The following is a 25,772-nucleotide window of genomic DNA, read 5'->3' on the forward strand; positions in this document are numbered from 1 at the left end:
TTTCATGATGTCCTGCCAGTCGGCCTGTACAGACAGTCATGTTTCCCCTGAAATTATACCTTCTCACCCGCTGGAAAACAATAGTGCGCTGCAGCAGCAGCGCACGTTTTCGTATTATTTCACTTTTACGGGGCGGTAGCGGTTGATGGCTGCGGCGAGCTCGAAGCGGCGCGGCCGGGCCAGATCTCCCGGGTGCTGCCCCTGAAACGGCGATACGGCATCAAGCCCCTGCTCCTTGAGCTCCTGTTCGATAAATGACAGCATGTCCTCCAGAACCGCCTCTTTTCCAAGCTCCCGCACAGCGTGGCGGATCATTTCAGCGATGGCGTTCGTCTGGCTCGAATCAATAAGCTGTTCCACGCCGGATACATCAATATTATCTTTGCCGTACATGATTGTGTAGAGTCCTTTTCCGCCCACTTTTTCCTTTTTGCCTTTCTGGGCCTGAAAGCTTGTAAGCTGTATCGTCCGCGGTGTAATGTCTCCAAACGTGGTGCCCGCTTCTTTTTTGCGGTCCGAACCGATACGTCCGGCAATATCTTTTGCTTCCTGCGTGACATCTTTTGGAAGGTATTCCTCCATCATGACGACGCGGTCGGCTACGTCGAAGTAGTCACCCGCTCCGCCGACGACCAGAATCGTGGATACTCCATGTTCTTCATGGAGAGCTCTCACTTTATCAATGAACGGGGTGATCGGCTCTTTTTCTTTGGATACCAGTTCCTGCATACGGCCGTCCCGGATCATGAAATTGGTAGCGCTCGTGTCTTCATCCATCAACAGGCATTCTGTTCCGGCTTCCAGACTTTCCATGATGCCCGCGGCCTGGGAAGTGCTTCCACTTGCATTGTCAGTGGAAAACGAGCGGGTGTCTTTTTCATTTGGCAGGTTGGCAATAAACGGAGATATGTTCACGCCGGATACGCTTCTGCCGTCTTCTGCCCTGACTTTACAGGAGGAATCATTCGTGAGAACAAATTCTCTGCCATCTTCAAGGCGGTGGTTATACACTCCTCGTTCCACCGCTTCCAGCAGTGTACTCTTCCCGTGATAACCGCCGCCGACGATGATATTTATGCCTTCTTTGAGCGCCATGCCCCTGATGGGTCCGCGGTGCGGAAGATCAATTTCCACTTCGAGCGGCTCCGGCGACTGAAAAGGAACAACACCGCTGTCACGGAGCGGTTTGTTGCTGATTCCGCTTTGTCTGGGCAGAATGGATCCATTGGCAACAAACGTGATGTATCCATTTTCCTTCAGAAAACGACGAACCGCCTGCTGCTCGTCAGCAAGCTTCAGGTGCTGCTCCAGCTGCTCTTTCTGAAATTGGGTGACCGCTTTATCGATAACCTCAGGCAGGTCTTTTGTCATTCGCTGCTGCGCCTGTTTTCCGAGAATCGTCCGACCTTTTGCCGGCAGGTGGAGGGAAAGACGGATACTCAACTCCTTCTCACCGAGCGCCACAGCCGTGCGGTCCATCACTTCCTGGCCGGGGCCGTCAATGACAATCGCCTGCTTTTGTTCATCCTTGTTCAACTGCTGCTGCACGTTGCGGGCAAAAAAGTCAACTACCGCTGTCTGTCGTGCTTCGGTCTCGTCACACTCAGGACCGAGTCCAAGACTGCTTCTTTTCATGACCACTCTAATGCGGGACGGACTCGCAAATGGGTCAGCCTGTACATGGTCCACCCAGAGGGTAAAGGCTCCGAATGAATACGAACCTTTTATATCGTTATATGCTTTATATCCTTTGTTATCAATTCGTTGTAAAATCTGCGTCAATTGCTGCATCGTAAGCGGTACTCCTTTCTTTCATTTCTTTTTATATTTTCCGTGAGCCCTCCTGATAAAACGTTGAATATCAGGCTGCTGTTTTTTAGTGAAAAAAGCAGCCTGATATTCAAAAAAACCGGTTCCAGGCCGAAGCGGAACCGGAAAAGCCTCGGCTTACAATCACCTTGGCTCTATAATTAATTTAATAGCCGTTCGTTCTTCGCCGTCGATTTGAATGTCAGTAAAGGCAGGAATACAAATTAGGTCAATACCGCTTGGAGCCACAAATCCCCGTGCGATAGCCACCGCTTTTATGGACTGATTAAGGGCACCCGCTCCGATAGCCTGGATTTCGGCAGCACCTCTTTCCCGGATAACGTTTGCTAATGCGCCGGCAACGGAATTTGGAGTGGATTTTGCTGAAACTTTTAATACTTCCATTTGTAGTACCTCCTTATGTGGTATAATGCCCCTCTTCCTTTTATATTCCTGTTAAAGCCGCCGTATTCCTGCCATACATATTTCTTTATTTTATTTCAGCCTAATCATTCATAAAAAGGAGAATCTTCGCTGATCTGAATACGATCTATTTTTTTTGTCCGGCCGGTTTTGTCATCTATATGAAACAGTACTCCATTTAATTGTTCCCGGCCGCCGGCTACTTCAAACTTTACCGGCAGATTCGTTAAAAATTTATGAATGATATCTTCCTTTTCCATCCCCAGAATACCGTCCATAGGTCCTGTCATGCCGGCATCGCTGATATAACCTGTACCTTCGGGCAGAATCCGGTTATCCGCTGTCTGTACGTGGGTATGAGTTCCGGTGACCGCTGTCACGCGCCCGTCGAGAAACCAGCCCATTGCCTGCTTTTCACTGGTCGTTTCCGCATGGAAATCGACGAAAATATACGGTGTCCGTTTCCGGATCTTTTCGACAATCTCATCTGCCTTCTGGAACGGACAGTCATTGGGCTGCATAAACGTGCGGCCGATAAGATTGACAATCCCGACTTCCAGATCATTTACTTTCAAAAGCAGATACCCGTTGCCCGGATTGCTTTCCGGATAGTTTGCGGGCCGTATCATGGACGATGCACTGTCGATAAACTCAAATATTTCTTTATTGTCCCACGTGTGATTGCCAAGGGTAACAGCCTGAGCTCCCTGTTCGAGAAACCCTTTATATATTTTCTCGGTTATTCCTTTCCCGGCCGCCGCGTTTTCTCCATTAATGACCGTTACGGTTGGTTTGTATTTCTGTTTTAGTTTCGGCAGGTACTCCTGAACCATGCTGCGTCCCGGTCTGCCGACAACATCTCCGATAAATAATAGTTTCATCCAACTACCCTTTCTTCTTCGTTCATGATGCGTTCTGGTTTATTTCTGCCCCAAAATCCAGAAAATCCTGCTCTTTTCTATACATGAGAGGCATTAAAATAAAGCGGCATGTAAGCCGCTTTATTTAGCATATTCTACTGCTCTGGTTTCCCGAATCACCGTCACCCTGATATGTCCCGGATAATCCAGGTCATTTTCAATCTGCTTTGTAATATCGCGGGCGAGCCGGTGGGAGGTTATATCATCCACCACATCCGGCTTAACCATAATGCGGACTTCCCGTCCGGCCTGAATGGCGTACGTCTTTTCCACTCCGTCAAACGACTCGGCGATTTCTTCGAGTTTTTCAAGACGGCGGATGTAGGTTTCCAGTGTTTCTCTCCGTGCTCCCGGGCGGGCCGCGGACAAGGTATCTGCGGCAGCAACCAGAGTAGCAATGATAGATGTAGCTTCTGTGTCACCATGGTGAGAGGCGATGCTGTTAATCACTACATCGTGTTCTTTATACTTCTGAGCCAGCTCCACTCCGATTTCCACGTGGCTTCCTTCCACTTCATGGTCGATGGCTTTTCCGATATCGTGAAGCAGTCCGGCCCGTTTCGCCAGCTGCTGGTCTTCACCAAGTTCTGCCGCCATGAGCGCGGTGAGATTGGCCACTTCCATCGAGTGTTTCAGCACATTCTGGCCGTAACTGGAGCGGAATTTCATCCGTCCGAGAATCTTTATCAGGTCAGGATGGAGATCGTGGATACCCATTTCAAACGTCGTTTCTTCCCCGTACTCACGTATCGCATCATCCACTTCGCGTCTGGATTTTTCCACCGTTTCTTCAATCCGGGCCGGATGAATACGACCATCCTGAACCAGTTTATCAAGCGCCGTCCGTGCAATTTCACGGCGGATTGGATCAAAACCGGAAAGAATGACGGCTTCCGGAGTATCATCAATAATGAGATCAATGCCTGTCAATGTCTCCAGCGCACGGATATTGCGGCCTTCCCTGCCGATAATGCGTCCTTTCATTTCATCATTCGGCAGATTCACTACAGACACGGTCGTCTCTGCAATATGATCAGCAGAACAACGCTGAATGGCAAGAGACAGAATTTCCCGCGCCTTCTTGTCGGCCTCTTCTTTGGTCTTTTCTGTATACTCCTTGACCATCAGTGCTGAATCATGCTCCAGTTCCTTCTGCAGGTCCTGTTTGAGCATTTCTTTGGCTTCTTCTCTTGTTAATCCCGAGATTCTTTCCAACTCTTCCTGCTGCTTAGATAAAATCTCCTCCACTTTGCTGTTTTGCTCTTCCACCTGTCGTTGTTTATCGGCGAGAGATTCTTCTCTCTTTTCCAACGATTCTTCTTTTTTGTCCAAAGTTTCGCTTTTACGGTCGAGAATCTCTTCTTTCTGCATTAAGCGGTTTTCCTGCTTCTGCACTTCATTTCTGCGCCCGCGGAGATCTTCTTCCGCTTCTTCGCGAAGCTTGTGCGCTTCATCTTTGGCTTCCAGCACCGCTTCTTTCTTATCAGCTTCCGCCTGACGGTGGGCATCATCAATAATCTGTCTGGAAGCCTGTTCCGCGCTGGCTATTTTAGCTTCTGCTGTCGACTTACGAACAAAATAACCAATACTTCCACTCAAAGCTGCAACGACAACAAGCAAAATGGAGATGAGAAAGATACTATCCATGTCTTTTCACCTCCTCTTGCTATCCTTTTTTTGCTTTCTGCCATCCGGCAGAAAGGTGTGTTGTTTTCGGAATTCATACATCATCCGGAATGGATGATACTGCTTGAATGTTTCGGACACTTATACCGATCGACAGCGCCCTGACGTTCCGGTTCCTGGATTTTTGCGTTTTCTAAATAAAAAAAGAGAACACCTCAAACGGTAAACATTCCATCATGCTGAGAGAAGCATCATTCCCCTTAATTGTATCCCTGTGTCAGAACCATGTCAAGACTTGCCATAGCGCACTTTCCAGCGGTACGACGTGAAAAACCCCTCCGGACGGAGAGGTTTTGCATCCTTTATTCACGGTTTTCCGTGTCAAGCGGGAGTTCTTCTTCCGCGTTTTCCTCTTCAGGTGCTTCAGGCTTATTCGTGTCAAGTTGATAGTGAGCCCGGATATGCTGCTCAATCGCATTTGTAACCTCCGGATTTTCCTTCAGGTACTGTTTAGCATTTTCACGTCCCTGGCCGAGACGGTCTCCTTCATAGGAGTACCAGGCTCCACTTTTTTGAATGATCTCCAGTTCCGCTCCCATATCAAGCACGGAGCCTTCTCTGGAAATGCCTTCGCCGTACATGATATCGACTTCCGCCTGTTTGAACGGCGGTGCGACCTTATTTTTCACGATCTTCACTCTTGTCTTGTTACCGACCATTTCATTTCCCTGCTTCAGCGTCTCGGCCCGGCGGACCTCAAGACGGACGCTGGAATAGAACTTCAAAGCTCTTCCGCCGGTCGTGGTTTCGGGGCTTCCAAACATGACGCCGACTTTCTCCCGGATCTGGTTGATAAACATGGCGATGGAATTGGATTTGCTGATGGCGCCGGAGAGCTTACGCAGCGCCTGGGACATCAGACGAGCCTGCAGCCCGACATGGCTGTCTCCCATTTCACCTTCGATTTCCGCCTTCGGAACAAGGGCGGCAACAGAGTCAACGACAATGATATCGACCGCCGCACTGCGGACAAGGGCTTCTGCGATTTCAAGCGCCTGCTCCCCTGTATCGGGCTGGGAAAGCAGCAGCTCATCTATGTCCACCCCGAGATTCTGGGCATATACCGGGTCCAGAGCGTGTTCAGCGTCAATAAAAGCGGCCTGGCCGCCCTGACGCTGTATTTCAGCGATCGAATGAAGAGCGACGGTTGTTTTACCGGAAGATTCCGGGCCGAATACTTCCACGATCCTGCCCCGCGGGTAACCGCCTACACCAAGGGCTACGTCAACGGCCAGCGCTCCGCTGGAGAAGGTGGAAACTCTCCGTTCCGCCTGTTCGCCCAGTTTCATGATGGAGCCTTTTCCAAATTGTTTCTCAATATTTTTCAGCGCCTGATCCAGGGCTGTTTTGCGTTCACTCATCAAGACCTCTCCTTTTTACGTGCACTGCTGCTTCCCGTTAATCCGCCGCTGCCCCCGCTGCAGCGGCCGGTAACAGGAAGCGGGTGCCTGTTTCTTTTGAACGGGGACCGTCTAACTTTATCACCACGTTCATCATATCTTTTTTTCGAGAGTTTGCCAATAGGAATGACGAACATTTATTCGTTTTTTTAAGAGAACAGTCTTTCAGCGGAATATGCCGGATACGGAAAAACTGTCCAAGGCGCTGCCGTTGAACAGTTTTTTCAGCGTTTTACCGGGCCGCTCCTTTTTCCTTCGGAGGACCGGTTTTTTTCGGGCGCGGTTTGGCTGGTTCCAGATTGACCCGGGCTCCGTTAATACGGGAGTAACGGAGAGCTTCATAAACAAATGGAGCCGATTCTTCCGGTACTTCTACGAACGTGAAGTTTTCAAAAATATCAATACGTCCGACTGCCTTGTCGGAGATACCAACAGCGTCGGATATTTCCTGAACGAGAATTTTCGGATTTAAGCCTACATTACGGCCTACATTTATAAAGAAACGGATCATCCCTTTTGCAGCTCCTGTTTCTCCAAAGTTATAACCGTCACTCGTTTCATTGATAGACGTAGAGAAGTTCATTTTCATCAAGGAGCGGATGATGTTTTTCGCATCATATTCGGCCAGCAGCTCATCTGCAATATCATCAAACAGGGAGAGGCTCTGCTCATCCTGAAACTGATCGACGACCATTTTCTTCCACGACTCCTGTTGTTTTTCAACAACTTCCTCGATGGTAGGAACACTCTGCGTCGGAATGGTCATTTTAATTTCTGACTCAATGGAGCGCAGATGCTTCATCTCTCTTGGTGTGACAAGCGTGAGAGCCTGGCCTTTGCGGCCGGCGCGTCCCGTTCTGCCGATACGGTGCACATAACTTTCCGGATCCTGTGGAATATCGTAGTTGATCACGTGGCTTACATTCTGAACATCAATGCCGCGTGCGGCTACGTCTGTCGCAACGAGGAACTCAATCGTGCCTTTGCGGAACTTGTTCATAACGTCATCACGCTGGGACTGAGTTAGATCGCCATGCAGGCCGTCTGCGAGATACCCCCGCGCCTGCAGTACTTCCGCCAGTTCAGCCACCCCTTTTTTCGTACGACAGAAAATGATACCGAGTTCCGGGTTCTCGCTGTCCAGAATACGGCACAGAGATTCCTGTTTGTTCCGCTCCAGCACTTTGTAGTATACCTGATCAATCGACGGTGCCGTGACTTCACTTTTGTTGACGGAAATCGTCGTCGGCTGTACCATATATCTCTTCGAAAGTTTACGGATCGCCGGCGGGATGGTTGCAGAAAACAAAAGCGTCTGCCGGTCTACATTAATCTGCTTGAGAATCGTTTCAATATCATCGATAAAGCCCATATCAAGCATCTCATCGGCTTCATCAAGAACAACCGCGCGCACTCTGTCCAGTTTCAGTGTTTTCCGGCGCAGATGGTCCTGGACACGGCCGGGCGTTCCAATGACGATTTGGACTCCTTGATTCAACGCTTTAATCTGATGCCCGATGGACTGCCCGCCGTAAATCGGAAGCGTCCGGATATTTAAATGTTTGGACAGTTTCTGCAGCTCTCCGGAGACTTGAATGGCAAGTTCTCTTGTCGGAGTCAAAATCATCGCCTGCACGTGATCTTCATTGGTAATACGGTTGATCAGCGGAATGCCGAACGCGGCCGTCTTTCCTGTCCCTGTCTGGGCCTGGCCGATTAAATCCCGGCATTGCAGAATTTCCGGGATGGCTTTTTCCTGAACAGGGGAAGGTTCTTCAAATCCCATTTCCCGTACAGCCTGTTTTATTTCATCTTTTACTTCAAAATCGTCAAAATACGTCATACGTTACCACCTTTTCTTTTAAAGAAGCCCGCTTTCCACTGCCTTGCACAGCGGAAGGGCTGGTATCAACCGGACGGTGAGTCACTCCCGGCCGGTTCTATCTGTTCAAAACGTGCCAGCATCCGTAATAAACCGCCATCCGCCGGATATGTTCCCGGCTTCCTGACAGTTGAAGAAGGTGCGATTCGGTCGTTCCATTTACCGAAATTCCGATCCATACGGTGCCGGGTTCCTTTCCTTCCAGTGTACCGGGTCCTGCACTTCCTGTAAAACTGATACCAATCGTCGTGCCGTAAAGAACACGGACCTTCTCGGCCATCTGCTCTGCGCATTCCCTGCTGACCGCTCCGAAATCATCAAGAATGCTCTGCTCTATTCCAAGCACATTCGTTTTGGCTTTTTCTGTATAGACGGTGGACGCCCCTTCAAACACAGTGGATGCACCAGAAATGTCTACGAGAGCTTTGGAGAACCACCCGCCCGTTACACTTTCAGCAGCTGCTATTGTTTCATTGCTTCGGCCTAGTTCCGTAACAACCCGGGAAGGCAGCGTTTCCTGATCTCTTCCATAAAGGTAGGAGCCGGCTGTGCGGGTGATTTCCTCCTCTATGTTATCCAGCATCTCTTCAGCTTTTTGACGGTCCGGTGCCTTGGCGGTCAGCCTCACGGTCACTTCCCCGTCTGAAGCGAGAGGAGCGATGGTTGGATTTGTCTGCTTTTCAATGATATCAGACAGCTGTTCTTCCAGGCTTGATTCACCGATACCAAAAAAACGGAGTACCCGGGAATGAACGACCGCGTGTTCGTCCATCCGGTTCAGAAGATAAGGTTTCATACTGGATTCAAACATATGTTTCAATTCACGCGGGGGTCCCGGAAGCAGCAGAAACAGGGAACGTTCCCACACTTCTGCAACACCGCACGCAAAACCTGCTTCATTATAAAATACATCGCTGCCCTCTGTATAGAGCGCCTGTTTCTTATTATTTTCCGGCATAGATTTTTCTTTTCCCTCAAAATATGCTGTCATTTTCTGAAGGGTGGGTTCATGAATAATGAGCGGTCTTTCGGTGAGACGTGCGAGCATATCTTTGGTGATATCATCCTGCGTGGGCCCGAGTCCGCCTGTGACTACAACGACGTCTGCACGTTCGGAGGCTTCCCGGAACGCTTCGAGAAGACGCGTCTCATTGTCACCAACGACCGTGTGGCGGTACACATTCATACCGATTCCGGCCAGCTCCTCAGACAAATACTTTCCGTTTGTATTTGCAATTTGTCCAAGGAGGAGCTCCGAACCTACAGCAATGATTTCTGCATTCATGATTATCCTCTCCGTTCTTTGTTTACATGGAACCTTTGAAAACGTGGCGGTTTTTCACGAAATAGTCCACTCCCGACACAATCGTCAACACTACGGCTGCCCACATGAAAATCATGCCTGTTGGAATATTCCACGCGGCAAACGGTACATTGTGCAGAAGAAGCACAGCCAGAGCCAGCATCTGAAACACCGTTTTCCATTTGGCCAGGCCGCTTGCGGCGATGACCATCCCATCAGAGGCAGCCACCAGTCTCATCCCGGTTACGGCAAATTCACGGCTTAATATGACAATGCCCATCCAGGCGGGAACGATCTGCAGTTCAATCAATGAGAGGAGGGCCGCCGTAACGAGAAGTTTATCGGCCAGCGGGTCCAGAAACTTGCCGAACGTGCTGACGAGATTATACTTTCTGGCAAAATATCCATCCAGCCAGTCCGTCGCTGCTGCGATGATGAAAAGAACAGCACCGGCGAAGTGGGTGTACGGAAGCGCCGTCCCGCTTATTTCAAACTGTCCCGCAGAAAAAGGAATAAGCATCAATACCATAAATACGGGGATCATCAGGACACGGGCTGTTGTTATTTGGTTTGGCAGATTCATCATGGGTCCCCCGCTTCTTTCTATTTGCACGGCGTCTGCAGAAATCCAGTTTTCATTGTATCATACTGCCGGCATAAACGAGATGGAAAGGCTCGGATTCTTTCACAAAAAAACCCGGGGACGGCTGGCCGATCCGGGTTGTTCTTTTATTCCGGCTGTTTCTCGAAAATAAGGTGCTGCAATACTTTTTCGTTTGGATCGATGGGATATTCAACCTTTTCCCCGTTGAACTGTACCGTGGCATTAGGCGCGCTGCCGATAATCAACTTGATATAGTCTTCATCGCTCAAATCCATTTCGATACTGTCCCCCGGCTGCAGTGCGGACACATCTTCCAGGCTGTTGCCGTTCTCGTCCTCCACCCCAAGCCATGAATTACCGGAAAGTGACAGTTCAATTACCATTTCTTCCGCTCCCGATACATCAAAAATCGATCGGTTGCCTTCTACCGTTTCTACCAATTCCGGCGTCACCGTCTCGTTTGTTTCTCCGGAATCACCGGTGTCAGACTCTTCGCCGGAGGACGGATCTGTATCTTCGTTGTCACTGCCGCCGCTGTTCCCGGAACCTCCGTCCTCATTATTTTTGGAGGAGTCGGAATCAGAAGACGCAGCTCCTTCTTCCTGCTGGTTGTCCTGATTGTCCGGCTGCTGCTCACCGGTTTCATTCGAATCCATCTCAATGGATGGTTCCCCGTCCGGTGAAGATCCTTCCGAACTGCCCTGATCTGTTCCCTGTACGACAAGATAAACCGCCGCTGCTACAACGAGCAGAAAAAGAACCCCGAGCAGAGCGGGCAGTACCGGGGACTTACGGCGCCCCGTTTTCCCGGCTTTTGAATTGACTTTTTCCGCCCGGGACGGCAGATCCGTCGTCTGTTGTTTCGGCTGGGGCAGCTCATTTCCATATGTTTCAAACACATCTTCGGGGTTCAGCCGCAGCGCTTCGGCGTAGCTCTTCACGAAAGCCCTCGTGTAAAAGGAACCGGGGAGGGAATCATACCGGCCTTCTTCAATGGCAGTCAGATACCTTTTTTGTATCTTTGTCATTTCCTGAAGGTTTTCAATCGTGATACCCTGTTCTTCTCTTTTTGTTTTTAAGTATTGACCAAGCTCTGACAATGTTACCACCTACCACTTAACTGATATCAAATGACGAAAAACCGGACTCTACTACTTCATATGTAATTTCTTCGGATTCATCGTTCCGCAGTTCTATCATACAGTCAAAATCATCCAATGTATACCGGGATTCGCGGACAAATATATCCGGATGCTCCACTACCTTAACGGCGGGCTGCTTCATAATATCATGGACAAGCTCCTGATGACGGATGGAAGCTCTCATCATCGATACAATGCCGTCTATAATGTAGATATGGCCCTTTTCCAGTTCGTCCTCCGCCAGTTGATTCCGAATGGTCTGCCGGAGCATGGTGGACGAAATAAAAGACCATCGTTTATTGGCGCAGACACTTGCAGCCACCAGCGACTCGGTCTTTCCAACCCTCGGCATGCCGCGTATGCCGACAAGATAATGACGGTCCTTTTTAAACAGTTCGGCCATAAAATCAACAAGGAGTCCGAGTTCATCGCGGACGAAACGAAATGTCTTTTTGCCGTCGGCATCACGCTCAATATAACGACCGTGCATAACCGCCAGCCTGTCCCGGAGCTGCGGTTCCCTCATTCTGCGTACCGTAATATTATCCATCGTACCGAGAATCGCACGAAAACGCGCGATCTGATCATCCCGGGCGCTGCGGATCAGCATACCGCGCCTTCCATCTTCCACACCATTTATCGTTACTATATTAATGGAAAGAATACCGAGCAGAGAAGAAATATCTCCGAGAAGTCCCGGACGGTTTTGATGAATCTCATATTCAAGATACCATTCCTTTTTCTCTTCCATGCCGTTTCCCACCTCTAAAACAGACACATTTATCAGATATATGTCATTTTACGCTATTTTTTTCTGTTTGAATAGTACTATTACAATTTTGAGCACAATATCTATTCCAGAACAAAGAAATAAAACGGCAGGCTGTATCCGGAAAACAGCCTGCCGCTTTATTTATTTCGATGAACCCGATTGAACCAGTTTTACCATCATGTTGGCAATGGCGTGCTGCTCCTCCTTGTCGGCAACATGCCAGAGGTCGGATAAAATCCGTTCCTGCTCATTTTTCGGATCAACCGAATCAGCAAGGTACTCGCCGACTTCATAGGCCACGTCCGACACGACACTGTCATTCATGCCTTCCTGCTTCGCCTGATCCAGCCTGCCGTCCAGAAACTGTTTCCATTGATCCCAGTTGTCCATAACCGACATTGCTATTTCCTCCTTCCAGAACATTTCATTTCTAGTCTGCTCCGGTGGAAAAAATATATGTATCATCCGGGGTATGTTTTCACCAGGCACCGTTAACATCGAGAATGTGTCCATTAATATACGATGCGGCAGGATCCATCAGAAAACGTACGGCTTCCGCTATTTCCCCGGGCCGGGCAAATCGTCCTGCCGGAACTTCTTCGGCCAGTTTACGCTGCTCGTCTTCTGTGAATTCCTGCATCATGGGGCTGTCCACCATACCTGGGGCGACCGCATTGACACGGATACCCGAAGGTGCTGTTTCCTTTGCGAGAGCCTTCACGAATGTATTCATTCCGCCTTTCATAGCGGAGTAGGCTGTTTCAAGCGCTGCACCACGGTCTCCCCAGATCGAAGAAATGAGTACGACGGACCCTTGTTTCCGGGAGATCATAGCGGGAAGTAGTTCGTGAACAAGCCACATCGCATTTAACAGATGAAGATTTGCGAGTTCGTACAATTCTCTCTCTTCGATATCCTGAAACAATCCGTAGGAAGCCGACCCGCAATTGTAGACGATACGACCGATTGGACCGTGAAGCTGCGCTGCAAGAGAAGAAGCCCCTCCGGCGGCGGAGAGGTCGGCTTCTATCAGATACACTTCACTGCCGCGTTCTTCACACTGCTTTTTTACACGTTCTGCGTTTTCCCGTGAACGGTGATAATGAAGAAAAAGCACCTCGTCTTCCCCGGCCAGAGAACGGGAAACGGCGCTGCCTATGGCACCTCCCGCCCCTGTGATGAGTGTGCCGGGTTTCACGATGACTGCTCCTGTTTTTTTGTAATACGGGAGACCGCCCGGTTATGCTCCTGAAACAGCTCCGGAAGCAGAGCATGGATCTCTTCGCTTGTAATCTCCTCAAGAAGCGGGATGACATCAAACAGATGCAGCCCGAAAAACGCGTATTCGGTATACTGGTTGGCAAGAAACTCCGGCGAATTAAGCTGTTTCAGAAAAGAGCCGATCTTTTTACGGCGGACCACTTCGATCTGGTCCTCGTTTATGCCGGATGATTTTGCCTCTTCCACCGCCTGGATAATACGTTCGGCGAGTGTGTCGGGGTCGTTTGTATCTCCCCCGAAGGCTGCAAACGAAAACGAGCGCTCCAGCATGAATTCCGATGAAAAGGAATCATCAATCAATCCTTCACGGTAGAGAGATTCATAAACGTCCGATCCGGCTCCGAACAACGTCTCCAGTAAAATTTCAATCGTCAGTTCATAGCGGAGAAGATCTTTCCCCTCTTTATCCGGCACCGGAATTTTATATCCTACCATACATTTTGGTGTGTTCACGCTCATCGGAACCGTTGACACGCGCTGTACCGCCTCTGCCGGTTCGTCTTCCACTACCCGTTCCACCGGTTCCGGCTCCTTGAATGACTTTTGCTCCTGATTTTGTTTCACGAGCTCTATGGTACGGGCAGGATCCGCATTTCCCGCTACGCAGAGAATCATGTTTCCAGGATGATAAAAGGTTTCATAGCACGTATACAGGTCTTCCTTTGAGATCTGCTGAATGGAATCGACGGTGCCGGCAATATCTATCTTCACAGGATGATGGTGATAAAGCGAGGACAACAGATGAAAAAACAGCTGCCAGTCCGGATTATCATCATACATTCTTATCTCCTGGCCGATAATACCCTTTTCTTTTTCCACGGACTCATCGGTGAAATAAGGGTGCTGGACGAAATCAAGAAGGGTTGTTAAATTTTTGTCGACCTCCTGGGTACTTGAAAAGAGGTAAGCGGTTTTCGTGAAGCTCGTAAAAGCATTAGCCGAGGCTCCCTGCTCCCCGAAAGTCTGGAAAACATCGCCTTCTTCATCTTCAAACATTTTATGTTCCAGAAAATGAGCGATGCCATCCGGAACGTTTACCGGCTCGTTTTTGCCGATGGGTACAAAACGATTGTCAATGGAGCCGTAATTCGTCGTAAAAACAGCAAACGTCTTCTGAAAATCCTGTTTTGGAATCACTAAAACAGTTAATCCGTTCGGCAGTACTTCTTTATGCACTGTCTCCTGCACCTGCTCAAATGTCAGCGTTTCGCTCATGTATGATCCTCCTCATTTCTCAGAAAGTAAGCCGTATCCAGTACGGTCCGGGAGGCACAGTCTGTCACGTCTTCTTTTTTCACGTCTTCAATTTGATTCAGCCAGTCTTCAAATGGACGGCGGTGCTGTGCCATGCGCTGCTGGTAATACAATTCAATCAGACCACGGGGATGGTCCATCGTTTCGAGCAGCTGATTTTTTAACATCGTTTTCGTCTGTTCCAGATCTTCATCGGTAAATAATCCCTGACGGATATCTTCCATCTGCTGTTTAATGATAGTGGACGCTTTTTCGTAATCTTCCGGTTCAATGCCTGCCATGACCAGGATAATACCTTTCTGGCTTTCATAGCGGGATGCTGCGTAATAGGCCATGCTTTCTTTTTCCCTGACATTGACGAACAGTTTGGAATTTGGAAAACCTCCGAACATTCCGTTCATCACCTGCATCGCCGAAAACTGTTCGTCGGCAAATGTTACCGGTGTCCGGTACCCAAGATGCAGTTTACCCTGCTGAATATCATCTGTTTCCAGTATTTCTTCAGCCGTCTGTTTTCTTTCTTCCGTTTCCGCAACATTGGATGAATCTTCCGGATGAGGAGAAACGGTGAAGACGGATACGGCTTTTTGGGCTTCCTCGGTTGTTACGTTCCCTACAATGTAGAGGCACATGTCATCCCCGGCAAGCATGCGGCGGTATTCTTCCATCAAATCACCGGCGGTAAGACGTTCTACATCTTCTGCTTCGCCGTACGGGTGAACGGAAAACGGTTCCCCGCTGCACATATGTTCAATGAGGCGCTTGTTCGCATACCGCATCTTATCATCGTAGATGGACTGAATTCTCTGAATCAGCGTCCTTTTCTCTTCGTTGATGACCTGCTCGTCAAACGTTCCATCCGGTAAATAAGGATTTTCCAGTACCTGCTGCAAAAAAGATACACTTTCCTGAAACAGCGGAGGAGCATTCTTGATGAAGGTTTCGTTTGCAATTTCCATTTTCACCGATATGACATGGTGTTCGCCTTTTCGCTGGACATCAGCGTGTAAAGAGGCCCCGTACAGTTCATCCAGGTAACGGCGGATCGATTTGCGCGAACGCCGGCTGTCTGTGGCACTCTCCAGAACACTTGCCAGCAGAGCCCGGGCGGCTGCCGTTTTTCTCTGTAACGTCGTTTTGATCTGCAGAACAAGCGTCGTCGTTTTGTATTTTTCCGTCGGTATGATCCGGACATCCAGACCATGACTGTCTACTTTTTTTTCCTCAAGCATGCTTTTTTATCCTCCTTCTTCTCATCCACGTTCCCCGGCAGAAGGCTCCTCCTCGGGGCCCTGCACTGCGCTGACCAGCACTTCCCGTGGTTTACTGCCGCCGTAAGGCCCTACAATCCCGCGCATTTCCATCTCATCAATAAGCCGGGCCGCCCTTGTGTATCCGATCCGGAATCTCCGCTGGAGCATAGAGACCGACGCGCTCTGCATATGCACAATGAGTTCCACGGCGTCCGGATAGAGTTCATCATCCACTTCATCCTGATTCTCCGGCTGCTCTTCCGGTATCATTTCTTCCTGATAGGCTGCTTTCTGCTGGGCAACGACTGCCTCGACCACTTTTTCCACTTCTTCATCCGAAACGAAAGCGCCCTGCACACGGGTCGACTTGTTTGAACCGACAGACTGAAAAAGCATATCTCCTTTGCCAAGCAGTTTCTCTGCCCCTCCTGCATCAAGTATAGTCCGGGAATCGGTTTGACTCGACACACCAAAGGCGATCCGGGAAGGAATATTTGCTTTAATAACGCCGGTGATGACATCTACCGAAGGGCGCTGCGTGGCAATAATCATGTGTATACCTGCTGCTCTGGCCATCTGGGCAAGTCTTGTTATGGCATCTTCCACTTCATTGGAAGCGACCATCATCAAGTCGGCAAGTTCATCCACGACAACAACGATGTACGGAAGTTCAGGATGATGCTCTCCTGTCTTTTCGTTTTGTTTTTTCACCCATTCATTGTATCCTTCCATGTTTCTCGTTCCCGACTGGGAGAACAGATCATAACGCCGTTCCATTTCAGCCACTACTTTTTTCAGGGCCTGTGCTGCTTTTTTCGGCTCTGTGACAACAGGGGAAAGAAGATGGGGGACTCCGTTGTACACATTCAATTCCACCATTTTCGGATCAATCATCATCATTTTCACTTCGCTTGGCCTTGCCTTCATTAAAATGCTGGTAATAATCCCGTTAATACAGACACTTTTGCCGCTTCCGGTCGCCCCGGCAACAAGCAGATGGGGCATCTTATCAAGAGCGGCGAGAACCGGTTCTCCGGAAATATCGCGCCCGAGCGCCACCGAAAGAACGTGATCATCCCGCAGATACCCTGCTTCTATCACTTCCCGCAGTGTTACCATGGCAACTTCGGTGTTCGGGACTTCAATGCCGATTGCAGCTTTACCGGGAATGGGCGCCTCCATCCGGATACCGCTTGCAGCAAGCGCCAAAGCCAGATCATCTGCCAGGTTGACAATTTTACTCACCTTCACTCCGGTGTCCGGCTGCACTTCGTATTTGGTCACCGCCGGACCAAGATGCACTTCATTCACTTTTGCCTTCACCCCGAAGCTCTGCAGCGTATCTTCCAGTTTTCTCGCATTGGAAGAAATCAAATTGCGCTCCTGCTCCTGCGAATTATAAGACGAAGTACCGAGTATACTGATAGGAGGAAGCTCATAATTCTCATTTTCCGTTTCATCCGGAAGAAGCGGCGCCCGGTTTTCCTCCTGATTCTCTGCGGACGCCGGAGCCGCCTTATATGGTTCTTCTTTTGTAGTATGGACGTCTCCCTGCCCGCTATTCGCCTGAATCTCGCCCGTATCCTGCTTCTGTCCGGCAGCCGGGTATGCGTTTTCGGCAAAGTTATAAATGACGGGAGCTTCTTCACCGGCAGAATCCGGTGTCTTCTTCTCGTTGTCATTAGAAGGAGGGACCGGAGCAGACTGCTTCTTTGTCTCTTTCGACTGCTGCTGCTTTTTTTCCTTTACTTCTTTTGTTTTTTCCTGAAAAAAAGTACGGATGGTGTTCCATGCAGGAGCTCCTTTGTTCATCCCGTACCGGACGACATCCTGCATCGACAGACCGGTCACGAGTAAAAACGAAAGAAGGAACAAAAAGATGGAAACAACCCGTGTTCCACCGGCATCAAATAAAAAGCGGCTGAACACAAACAGCACCGCACCGATCATGCCTCCTCCCATATCATCGACTGTTCCGTTTCCAAACGGATCCAGCATAAACAGTTCAAATGTCGTGACCACGGCTGAATCTTCAGGGTACTCTCCTGTTTCACCGAGGTTTTCAAACATTTGAACATGGGTAAGGAGCAGAATCGTAACCACCGCCAGATATATACCACTCATTCGTTTGCCGGTAAGCGGCGGAGCGCTTCTTTTAACGATGAATACGACCGCGGTCCATAACAATGCAGCTGTCAGCAGGACCGCCCATTCTCCGGCAAGAAAACGAAACAGGGAGTGAATGACGTCTCCAGCAAGTCCCAGGTGGAAAAGAGCCAGGATGCCGGCGGTAAATAAAATCAGGCCGGTTAATTCAAATTTCAGCTGCGCTTTCCACTGTCTCGATTTTTTTGTTCCGCGTTTTTTCCGCTTGGATTTCTGGGCCATGTTTAGTTCCCTGCCTTCCGGTTCCGGTTTTCCTATGTATAGAACGAAGCAGGCTGCCTCCAGTTGACGATATAGAGACAGCCTGCGCATCACACGCTCCAGCATCTATTATAGCATACCTTCGGCTCTATTCCTTCCCTTGTGCACAAGATCATTCCGATTGGTTCCATATTGCTCCCGGCTGACAGGCAGGATGGAGATAATCCTGCGGGTCGGAACTTTGCAGCGCATGCACAATCCATTCTTTTTGTTCATTTTTATAGAGTGTTACTACACCGGATCCGGTTTCCACCGTTTTCATTTCCATCTCCGCTCCGGCTTCAGACGGAAACACCGCTTCCGGGGGCATAGGGGTATAAAGTATCATTGAAGCATGTCCCCTTCCGATTCTTCCATCATTTCATTCAGCCGCGAGAGGGCAGCGCCGATTCCGCCTACGGCATCAATCAAGCCGTGCTTTACAGCATCTTCACCGATGACGTTTGTGCCGATGTCACGGGTCAGGTTCCCCTTGGCGAACATCAGGTCCTTAAACGTTTCTTCCGGAATATCTGAATGCCGGGTCACAAAGTTGATGACACGTTCCTGCATTTTTTCAAGGTACTCAAATGTCTGGGGAACGCCGATAACAAGACCGTTCAACCGGATGGGATGGATCGTCATCGTCGCTGTTTCAGCAATATGGGAATAATCGGCGGCAACAGCAATAGGTACACCAATAGAGTGGCCGCCTCCAAGAACAAGGGTCGTCGTCGGTTTGCTCATGCTTGCCACCATTTCCGCAATAGCAAGACCTGCTTCCACATCTCCGCCCACAGTGTTGAGTACAAGCATCAACCCTTTAATTTTTGGATTCTGTTCGACTGCTACCAGCTGGGGAATGATATGTTCATATTTGGTCGTCTTATTTTGAGGCGGCAGCTGCATGTGCCCTTCAATCTGGCCGACGACAGTAATACAGTGAATGTTGGAGTTTTCCATGTCGGCCACATTCGTCTGTCCAAGTTCCTGAATCTTCTGAACGAGACTGTTCTTCTGATCGTCCTGCTCCGTCCCCCCGGGAGGGTTATCCGTACCAGGGTCCTGCGTTTTTTTCGGCTCCTGGGATCCGTCGGTATGTTGTTCACGCGTCATAAGTGAAACCTCCTTTTTTGTATCCATTTCTAGTATGAATCAATCCGCCTTTTCTCATTCTCTTCCATTGGTTTCATCAGACAATTTAAAGGATCCGGAACATAAAATCTCTGCAACATTAAAAACGAGTTCGGGACAAAACTTCTATAAGAACGAAAAATACCGAACGATTTTTTGAAATCGTTCGGTATTTTTCGTTGCAGAGACAAGCCGCTGCGCCAAAATGCTTTGCTTGCACTCCGGAGTACAAGGGCGACATCGATTCGCTTGGGCTCATCGTGTCTTCTATGCCGCGGGCACGGCTCAAAAAGAGGAAGATCGGCTAAAAGCGCCACGTCCTGGCGGGCGCCGACCTGACCCGCATCCTGCGGGGTCCCCGTGACTCGTGCTGTCCCCGCAGGAGTCAAAGCATTTTGGGTCCGCTATTATACAGTTTTTGATCAATGACCCAGAACATTTGTGTTATCTGCCACCTTATGTTCTTTTGTCCCAGACGCGTTTGTTTGAGGGATTCATTTTATCGGCGGCATGAATGTACTGCCATCTTCCGGGGCATTTCAGCGTATTTTACTGCAGCTTCTGTGTTCCATCAGACTTCCATGATAATCGGCAGAATCATCGGGCGCCGTTTCGTTTTTTCATATAGGAAACGGCTCAGCACATCCCTGATGTTGCTTTTGAGCGTAGACCATTCTTTCACATTTTCACTCAATGCTTTTTCCAGGGTCGTTTTCACCTTCGTATTGGCTTCCTCCATTAACTCCTCTGATTCGCGGACGTACACAAACCCTCTGGAAATAATGTCGGGACCTGAAACGATGCCGGTTGATTTTTTATTCAGTGTCACGACAACGACCAGAATTCCATCTTCGGAAAGGAGACGGCGGTCGCGGAGCACAATATTGCCTACATCCCCGACACCAAGGCCGTCAATCAGTACATTGCCGGACGGTACCTTGCCGGATCGTTTCGCTTTTTTATTCGTAAATTCGACAACTTCCCCTTTATCGAGGAGGAACGTATTATCCGGTGATACACCTGCTGCTTCTGCCAGCTCGCCATGAGCCTGCTGCATCCGGAATTCCCCATGCACCGGAATGAAGTGGGCCGGACGGAGGAGGTTGAGCATCAGCATCAGTTCTTCCTGATAGCCGTGACCGGAGGCATGCACATTATCACGTCCGTAAATAACTTCCGCACCGAGCTGGTAAAGAAAATCAATCAGGCGCGATACCGACTTTTCGTTCCCTGCTTTCGGATTAGCTGCGATAACTACCGTGTCGCCTTTTTCCACCGCCAGTTCGTGGTGGGATCCTTTAGCCATCTGGGTCAGCGCCGACATCGGTTCGCCCTGGCTGCCGGTGCAAAGCACAGCTGTACGCTCCGGATCCATATTTTCCACCTCGGACGGGTCGACAAATATGTCGTCCGGGCAGTGCAGGTAACCGAGCTTTTGGGATATTTCCATGACTTTGCTTATCGAATGACCAACGACGGCGATTTTGCGCTGCTCGCTCTCGGCTGCATTAATCACCTGCTGAATGCGGTGGACGTTGGAAGCAAATGTCGTTACAATAATTCGTCCATGTGCCTCCTGAAACATCTCTGCAATACCCGATCCCGTTGTTGTTTCCGATGGAGAGGTGCCGGGAATCTCCGCATTGGTGCTGTCCGAAAGCAGACACAAAACGCCGCGTTTTCCAATCCGGGTGAGCTTGTCTATGTCTGTGTAACGGCCGTCAACCGGACTCTGGTCAAACTTGAAATCACCTGTGTGGACAATAAGTCCCTGCGGTGTTTCTATACTGATTCCCACCGAATCGGGAATGCTGTGCGTAACGCGGAAAAAGTGGACGGGAAACTGTCCGACTGTAATGCGGCTTTCTCCGTGAATCTGGCGGAGATCCGCTTTTTTACGCAGACCCTTTTCTTTTAAATGATCTTCCACAAGTCCGATTGTTAATTTCGTTCCATATACAGGCGCATGAATCTTGCGGAGAATGTAGGCCAGCGCCCCGATATGGTCTTCGTGACCGTGGGTAATAATAATGCCCCGTACTTTTTCTTTATTCTGGACAAGGTAAGAGATATCGGGGATCACAACGTCCACACCGAGCATGTCATCCTCGGGGAACATCCATCCTGCATCAATAATTAGTATTTCTTCTTCTGTTTCAACGACGTACATGTTTTTGCCTAGCTCTCCCAAACCTCCGAGCGCAAACACACGTATCGTATCTAAAGACTGCTTTGCCAACGTTATTTCCTCCTAAATATACCATTGTAAATATTACTGCAACGTTACACCGTATTTATACACCCCAGGGCATTCCGCAGCCTGCGGCACACTTCTTCCAGGGCACTCTTTCCACGGCGGCGGGAAAGACTGGTCAGTTTATGAAAAATTTCACACCCGAACATATCACTTCTTTGTAGTATAACCTAAACAGAAATGAGAATACAAGTCTCTTCTAACGCTGTCCCGCGAAAAATTGATTCTATGTTTTCAGAACAGCCGGGATGTTCCAACGGCTGAAAAGCCCGGTCCAGTAAAAAATCAGCCCGGCTTATGCCGGGCTGAACGTCTTTTTCAGCTGGGTAACTTCCGCTTCGGTTAAGGACAGAAGCGGGGCTCTTGTGTATCTTGAAATCAAACCCAGCTGTTCGAGCATTCCTTTGACAGGCGCCGGACTCGGCGTCATAAAGCACGCTTTCATTTTCGGCAGTAAAGAGCGGTGTATAGAAGCCGCCTGGGCCGGATTTCCATCTGCAAAACGATCAATCATCGTGCTCATCTCACGTCCTGCAATATGGGAGGCCACCGATACAGCGCCTGTTCCCCCAACCGACATCAGCGGCAGCGTGGATGAATCATCCCCGCTGTAGACTTGAAAATAGTCCGGTGTATGCTCAATAACGTGCGAGATCTGATCAAAGTCCCCGCTCGCTTCTTTCACGGAACGTATATTTGATATGCCCGTCATGCGAAGCAGCGTCCCGGGCTCAAGATTGACGATACAGCGTCCCGGAATATTATAAATCATGACCGGCAGCGATGGAGCGGCTTCTGCCACTCTGCGGAAATGATGATACATTCCTTCCTGGCTGGGCTTACTGTAATAAGGTGTGACTGCCATAATGCCGTCTATATTACAGGACACCGCTCGTTGTGTCATTTGCTCGGAATAGGCAGTGTCGTTTGTGCCCGTTCCTGCTATAACGGCTCCGCGCGTGCCGGCAATCTCTTTCACCCTTCGAAATAAAGCCAGCTTTTCATCTGTCGAGAGAGTGGGAGATTCCCCGGTTGTTCCGGCCACGACCAAACCTTTTGAACCAGTGGCCAGCAGGTGCTCTACAAGTGGTTCAAGCGCCTCCCAGTCAATGGCGCCGCTGCTGTCAAACGGGGTGACCATGGCGGTAATTAATCGACCAAATTCCAATCCTTTTCCGCCCCTTTCTTCATAGCTGTTCCTGCAGGGTTCAGCTTGAACGGTTCAGACAAAACGCATCGTGAAGTGCCGACACTGCCTGCTTTTCATAACTGGAGGAGACGAGCACCCAGATTGTTGTGTGGGAGTCCGACGCCTGGTATATCTCTATACCGTATGTGGCCAGCGCATCAATCATCGCTGCAGCGACGCCGGGAACACCGGTCATTCCCGCTCCGACCGCCGATATTTTCGTACAGCCTTCCAGACATTCCGGTTCATATCCCTTCTGCTGCAGCCGCCGCACCGCTTCCGGGGCACGTTCGGATGGAACAGTATACAAGACAGCAAAAGGCTGTATCGAAATAAAATCAACCGAAATACCCGCATCCGCCATTTCCCGGAATACAGTCTGCTGCAAAGTGTCGTCCTCTGCGCTTCGAACGGTAATCCGCGTCAGTCCGGATTTGTGGGCTATCCCTGTCACCTGCCGTTTTCCGGATCCCGACGCTGCACTCCGCGAAGAGATCCACGTGCCCGGTCTATCAGACATCGTGGAACGAATCCGCATCGGAATGCCGCCCTGTCTTGCCGTTTCCACTGCCCGTGGATGAACGACACGTGCCCCGTGGACTGCCAGATTACTTACTTCTTCATACGTCACTGACGGCAGCAGTGATGCTTCTTTGACAATCCCCGGGTCTGCGGTCATCACGCCATCGACGTCCGTAAAGATTTCCACGACTTCCGCTTGAAGAGCTGCGCCGAGGGCAGCGGCGGTCGTGTCACTTCCACCCCGGCCGAGCGTTGTAATGTCGGGGCCGGATGTCCCCTGAAATCCTGCCACAACAGCTGCATCGATATGTTCAAACGCTTCTTCAAGAAAACTGGTTTGTACTTCTTCGATGCCGGCGTCCCCGAACGAGTTGTTCGTCCGGATGCCGGCCTGGCCTCCCGTAAAAGCCATGGTTTCAAGGCCTGCCACCCGCAGCTGTTCACTAAAAACAACCGCGGAAATGACTTCCCCGCACGAAAGCAGCAAATCCTGCTCCCTCCGCGGCGCCGGCGTTTTTTCGTCCCGGATCAGGTCAGAAAGGGTGTCTGTCGCATAAGGACTTCCTTTGCGTCCCATGGCCGACACCACTACCACAACTTTCACCCCGCTCTCTACAGCCCGCTTTACATGAGCGCATGCAGCAGACCGGGTGTTTTCATCCTGTACGGAGGTTCCTCCGAATTTTTGAACCATGACTTTCATGAGTGCATCCCCTTTTTCATTGGTCACTGCAGCAGGACATCTGCTTTGAAAGGTTTTCCCCTCCAAATGCAGACCTATTATTTTATGAGCTCTTGATTAATCAGACTTTCTGCAATCTGAACCGAGTTGTAGGCGGCCCCTTTCATCAAGTTGTCAGAAACCACCCAGAAGTGATAGCCGTTTTCAAAATCAAGATCCCTGCGGATTCTTCCCACAAAGACATCCGGCAGTCCGACACTGTTTACAGCCATCGGGTATTCCTGTTCTGAAGGATTATCCTGAATCGTAATCCCTCCGCCGGAACCGATTGTTTCTCTCAGCTCTGAAGCTGTCGGCGCGTCATGTTCCACTTCGATATAGACAGATTCCGAGTGTCCGGTTTCGACCGGCAGACGTACACACGTCGCCGCCACCGGCAGATCGTTTTCATGAAGAATTTTTTTCGTTTCATTAATCATTTTCATCTCTTCAAACGTATAGCCGTTGTCCTGAAATTTATCGATCTGCGGAACAGCGTTGAATGCAATCTGATAATGTTTTTCGTCTCCGCTTACCGGCAGCACTTCCGGCTCGGCAGGTTTTCCATCCAGCACGTTCCTGGACTGTTCTTTCATTTCGTCGACCGCTTCATAGCCCGCTCCGGAAACAGCCTGATAAGTTGATACGATCACTTTCTTCAATCCATAAGCACTACGCACCGGTTCGAGTGCCGCCACCATTTGAATGGTGGAACAGTTCGGATTGGAGATAATGCCTTTATGATCTTTGATGTCCTCCTCATTCACTTCCGGTACAACGAGCGGCACCTCTTCATCCATCCGGTAGGCACTCGTATTATCTATAACAATCGTCCCGCGTTTCACTGCTTCCGGGGCCAGTTCTTTAGAAATGGAGCCTCCTGCGGAGAAAAGACCGATTTGTATCCCGTCAAATGATTCGGGTTTCGCTTCTTCGACGATATACTCTTCCCCGCGGAACGTAATTTTTTTCCCGGCAGAACGCGGGGATGACAATAATTTAAGTTCTTTCACCGGAAAATCTTTCATTTCGAGCGTTCTCAAAATCTGCTCTCCGACTGCTCCGGTAGCTCCAAGTACTGCTACAGAATATCCTGTTTCTCCTGTCATAAATGATAATCTCCTTCCAGCTTCGTGTTTTTCTATTTAAAATCTAGTTTATTTAACGTCTATTGTAACATAATAGCTGAAGCTGAAAGAAGCAATTCCCGTGACAGTTCACTTATCGAAATTTTCCACGATGACGGGCTGATATTGGCGTCCGGACAGCGCTTCTTCCAATGTTGGTACGATATCTTCCATTCTGGCAACGAGTGACGTAGGTTTAGCCGCCGGATTATCCTGCCCGAATGGAACAAAGTAGATGTTTTTGGCATTCATCAGTTTCATAATGTTGCCGCCGTTTAATCCAAGCGCATCGTTGGTGGAAATCGCCAGGACAACCGGGCTGCTGTTGCGAAGCGTTGCCTTGGCGGCCATTAACACCGGGGAATCCGTAATGGCATTGGCAAACCGGCTGATGGAATTCCCTGTCATCGGTGCAATAAGCATCGCATCCAGCGGATATTTCGGACCGAACGGTTCTGTTTTGACGATGGAGTCGGCAACGTCTTCTTTTCCAGACGCTGTTTTAATTTCTTTCAGCCACTTTTCCGCTGCGCCGAATTTTGAATCGGTCTTCAGCACTGTGGGCGTGATAATCGGATACACATCAGCCCCCTTCTCACGAAGATATCTCATATACGGGATAGCCTCTTCAAGCGTACAGTGTGACCCAGTCACGCCGAATCCTATTTTTTTATTTTCAAAAGGCAGCAT

22 protein-coding genes are annotated in these 25,772 nt (G+C 49.6%); all 22 read right to left on the minus strand.

Annotated elements, in window-relative coordinates:
• Nucleotides 1–114: 114 nt before the first annotated feature.
• Complete coding sequence (locus ACFSUB_RS04590) at nt 115–1,791, minus strand: ABC-ATPase domain-containing protein (protein ID WP_380712009.1); 1,677 nt, start codon at nt 1,789–1,791, stop codon at nt 115–117.
• Nucleotides 1,792–1,953: 162 nt separating this feature from the next.
• Complete coding sequence (locus tag ACFSUB_RS04595) at nt 1,954–2,214, minus strand: stage V sporulation protein S (protein WP_090926051.1); 261 nt, start codon at nt 2,212–2,214, stop codon at nt 1,954–1,956.
• 104 nt (nt 2,215–2,318) lie between these two features.
• Nucleotides 2,319–3,113 (minus strand): TIGR00282 family metallophosphoesterase, encoded by a 795-nt coding sequence (locus ACFSUB_RS04600; RefSeq protein WP_380712010.1) that lies wholly within the window; start codon nt 3,111–3,113, stop codon nt 2,319–2,321.
• Between the two features lie 120 nt (nt 3,114–3,233).
• Nucleotides 3,234–4,799, minus strand: a complete 1,566-nt coding sequence (gene rny / locus ACFSUB_RS04605; RefSeq protein WP_380712011.1) for a ribonuclease Y — start codon at nt 4,797–4,799, stop codon at nt 3,234–3,236.
• A 341-nt stretch (nt 4,800–5,140) separates the two neighbouring features.
• The gene (gene recA / locus ACFSUB_RS04610) at nt 5,141–6,199 is read right to left on the minus strand and encodes a recombinase RecA (RefSeq protein WP_380712012.1); all 1,059 of its coding nucleotides are present in this window, start codon (nt 6,197–6,199) and stop codon (nt 5,141–5,143) included.
• 271 nt (nt 6,200–6,470) lie between these two features.
• Nucleotides 6,471–8,081, minus strand: coding sequence for a DEAD/DEAH box helicase (locus ACFSUB_RS04615; protein WP_380712013.1), 1,611 nt, complete (start codon nt 8,079–8,081; stop codon nt 6,471–6,473).
• A gap of 97 nt (nt 8,082–8,178) precedes the next feature.
• Complete coding sequence (locus tag ACFSUB_RS04620; RefSeq protein ID WP_380712014.1) at nt 8,179–9,405, minus strand: competence/damage-inducible protein A; 1,227 nt, start codon at nt 9,403–9,405, stop codon at nt 8,179–8,181.
• Nucleotides 9,406–9,427: 22 nt separating this feature from the next.
• A complete protein-coding gene (gene pgsA / locus ACFSUB_RS04625; protein ID WP_380713174.1) occupies nt 9,428–10,006 on the minus strand; it encodes a CDP-diacylglycerol--glycerol-3-phosphate 3-phosphatidyltransferase in 579 nt (192 codons plus the stop codon).
• A gap of 146 nt (nt 10,007–10,152) precedes the next feature.
• The gene (locus ACFSUB_RS04630; protein WP_380712015.1) at nt 10,153–11,127 is read right to left on the minus strand and encodes a helix-turn-helix domain-containing protein; all 975 of its coding nucleotides are present in this window, start codon (nt 11,125–11,127) and stop codon (nt 10,153–10,155) included.
• 16 nt (nt 11,128–11,143) lie between these two features.
• On the minus strand, nt 11,144–11,920 hold the full coding sequence (locus tag ACFSUB_RS04635) for a DUF3388 domain-containing protein (protein WP_380712016.1): 777 nt from the start codon (nt 11,918–11,920) through the stop codon (nt 11,144–11,146).
• Nucleotides 11,921–12,082: 162 nt separating this feature from the next.
• On the minus strand, nt 12,083–12,340 hold the full coding sequence (locus ACFSUB_RS04640) for a DUF3243 domain-containing protein (protein ID WP_380712017.1): 258 nt from the start codon (nt 12,338–12,340) through the stop codon (nt 12,083–12,085).
• Nucleotides 12,341–12,419: 79 nt separating this feature from the next.
• A complete protein-coding gene (gene ymfI, locus ACFSUB_RS04645; protein WP_380712018.1) occupies nt 12,420–13,139 on the minus strand; it encodes an elongation factor P 5-aminopentanone reductase in 720 nt (239 codons plus the stop codon).
• Complete coding sequence (gene yfmH, locus ACFSUB_RS04650) at nt 13,136–14,437, minus strand: EF-P 5-aminopentanol modification-associated protein YfmH (RefSeq protein WP_380712019.1); 1,302 nt, start codon at nt 14,435–14,437, stop codon at nt 13,136–13,138. Before yfmH ends, ymfI begins: the two co-directional genes overlap by 4 nt.
• Entirely contained in the window at nt 14,434–15,708 is a 1,275-nt protein-coding gene (yfmF, locus tag ACFSUB_RS04655) for an EF-P 5-aminopentanol modification-associated protein YfmF (RefSeq protein WP_380712021.1), read from the minus strand. Before yfmF ends, yfmH begins: the two co-directional genes overlap by 4 nt.
• Nucleotides 15,709–15,729: 21 nt before the next feature.
• Nucleotides 15,730–18,117, minus strand: a complete 2,388-nt coding sequence (locus tag ACFSUB_RS04660; RefSeq protein WP_380712022.1) for a DNA translocase FtsK — start codon at nt 18,115–18,117, stop codon at nt 15,730–15,732.
• A gap of 151 nt (nt 18,118–18,268) precedes the next feature.
• The gene (locus ACFSUB_RS04665; RefSeq protein WP_380712023.1) at nt 18,269–18,484 is read right to left on the minus strand and encodes a YlzJ-like family protein; all 216 of its coding nucleotides are present in this window, start codon (nt 18,482–18,484) and stop codon (nt 18,269–18,271) included.
• The gene (locus ACFSUB_RS04670) at nt 18,481–19,278 is read right to left on the minus strand and encodes a ClpP family protease (protein ID WP_380712024.1); all 798 of its coding nucleotides are present in this window, start codon (nt 19,276–19,278) and stop codon (nt 18,481–18,483) included. The genes ACFSUB_RS04665 and ACFSUB_RS04670 overlap by 4 nt, the downstream gene beginning before the upstream one ends.
• Before the next feature lie 562 nt (nt 19,279–19,840).
• Nucleotides 19,841–21,508 (minus strand): ribonuclease J, encoded by a 1,668-nt coding sequence (locus tag ACFSUB_RS04675; protein WP_380712026.1) that lies wholly within the window; start codon nt 21,506–21,508, stop codon nt 19,841–19,843.
• A gap of 310 nt (nt 21,509–21,818) precedes the next feature.
• Nucleotides 21,819–22,691, minus strand: a complete 873-nt coding sequence (gene dapA / locus ACFSUB_RS04680) for a 4-hydroxy-tetrahydrodipicolinate synthase (RefSeq protein ID WP_380712027.1) — start codon at nt 22,689–22,691, stop codon at nt 21,819–21,821.
• 40 nt (nt 22,692–22,731) lie between these two features.
• On the minus strand, nt 22,732–23,937 hold the full coding sequence (dapG, locus tag ACFSUB_RS04685; protein ID WP_380712029.1) for an aspartate kinase: 1,206 nt from the start codon (nt 23,935–23,937) through the stop codon (nt 22,732–22,734).
• Nucleotides 23,938–24,014: 77 nt separating this feature from the next.
• Entirely contained in the window at nt 24,015–25,064 is a 1,050-nt protein-coding gene (asd, locus tag ACFSUB_RS04690) for an aspartate-semialdehyde dehydrogenase (protein WP_380712030.1), read from the minus strand.
• A gap of 108 nt (nt 25,065–25,172) precedes the next feature.
• The gene (locus ACFSUB_RS04695; RefSeq protein WP_380713175.1) at nt 25,173–25,769 is read right to left on the minus strand and encodes a dipicolinate synthase subunit B; all 597 of its coding nucleotides are present in this window, start codon (nt 25,767–25,769) and stop codon (nt 25,173–25,175) included.
• Nucleotides 25,770–25,772 lie beyond the last annotated feature (3 nt).

This window comes from Salibacterium lacus (assembly GCF_042684865.1).
Classification (GTDB): Bacteria; Bacillota; Bacilli; order Bacillales; family Marinococcaceae; genus Salibacterium; species Salibacterium lacus.

Bases quoted from the DNA above. Each gene is read 5' to 3' on its own strand.
- ACFSUB_RS04640 (WP_380712017.1), bottom strand. From the start codon at position 12,340: ATGTCGGTTATGGACAACTGGGATCAATGGAAACAGTTTCTGGACGGC.
- ACFSUB_RS04665 (WP_380712023.1), bottom strand. From the start codon at position 18,484: ATGATACTTTATACCCCTATGCCCCCGGAAGCGGTGTTTCCGTCTGAA.
- ACFSUB_RS04670 (WP_380712024.1), bottom strand. From the start codon at position 19,278: ATGGATACAAAAAAGGAGGTTTCACTTATGACGCGTGAACAACATACC.
- ACFSUB_RS04620 (WP_380712014.1), bottom strand. From the start codon at position 9,405: ATGAATGCAGAAATCATTGCTGTAGGTTCGGAGCTCCTCCTTGGACAA.
- ACFSUB_RS04595 (WP_090926051.1), bottom strand. From the start codon at position 2,214: ATGGAAGTATTAAAAGTTTCAGCAAAATCCACTCCAAATTCCGTTGCC.
- ACFSUB_RS04660 (WP_380712022.1), bottom strand. From the start codon at position 18,117: ATGGCCCAGAAATCCAAGCGGAAAAAACGCGGAACAAAAAAATCGAGA.
- ACFSUB_RS04635 (WP_380712016.1), bottom strand. From the start codon at position 11,920: ATGGAAGAGAAAAAGGAATGGTATCTTGAATATGAGATTCATCAAAAC.
- yfmF (WP_380712021.1), bottom strand. From the start codon at position 15,708: ATGCTTGAGGAAAAAAAAGTAGACAGTCATGGTCTGGATGTCCGGATC.
- yfmH (WP_380712019.1), bottom strand. From the start codon at position 14,437: ATGAGCGAAACGCTGACATTTGAGCAGGTGCAGGAGACAGTGCATAAA.
- ACFSUB_RS04600 (WP_380712010.1), bottom strand. From the start codon at position 3,113: ATGAAACTATTATTTATCGGAGATGTTGTCGGCAGACCGGGACGCAGC.
- ACFSUB_RS04615 (WP_380712013.1), bottom strand. From the start codon at position 8,081: ATGACGTATTTTGACGATTTTGAAGTAAAAGATGAAATAAAACAGGCT.
- recA (WP_380712012.1), bottom strand. From the start codon at position 6,199: ATGAGTGAACGCAAAACAGCCCTGGATCAGGCGCTGAAAAATATTGAG.
- pgsA (WP_380713174.1), bottom strand. From the start codon at position 10,006: ATGAATCTGCCAAACCAAATAACAACAGCCCGTGTCCTGATGATCCCC.
- ACFSUB_RS04590 (WP_380712009.1), bottom strand. From the start codon at position 1,791: ATGCAGCAATTGACGCAGATTTTACAACGAATTGATAACAAAGGATAT.
- dapG (WP_380712029.1), bottom strand. From the start codon at position 23,937: ATGAAAGTCATGGTTCAAAAATTCGGAGGAACCTCCGTACAGGATGAA.
- rny (WP_380712011.1), bottom strand. From the start codon at position 4,799: ATGGATAGTATCTTTCTCATCTCCATTTTGCTTGTTGTCGTTGCAGCT.
- asd (WP_380712030.1), bottom strand. From the start codon at position 25,064: ATGACAGGAGAAACAGGATATTCTGTAGCAGTACTTGGAGCTACCGGA.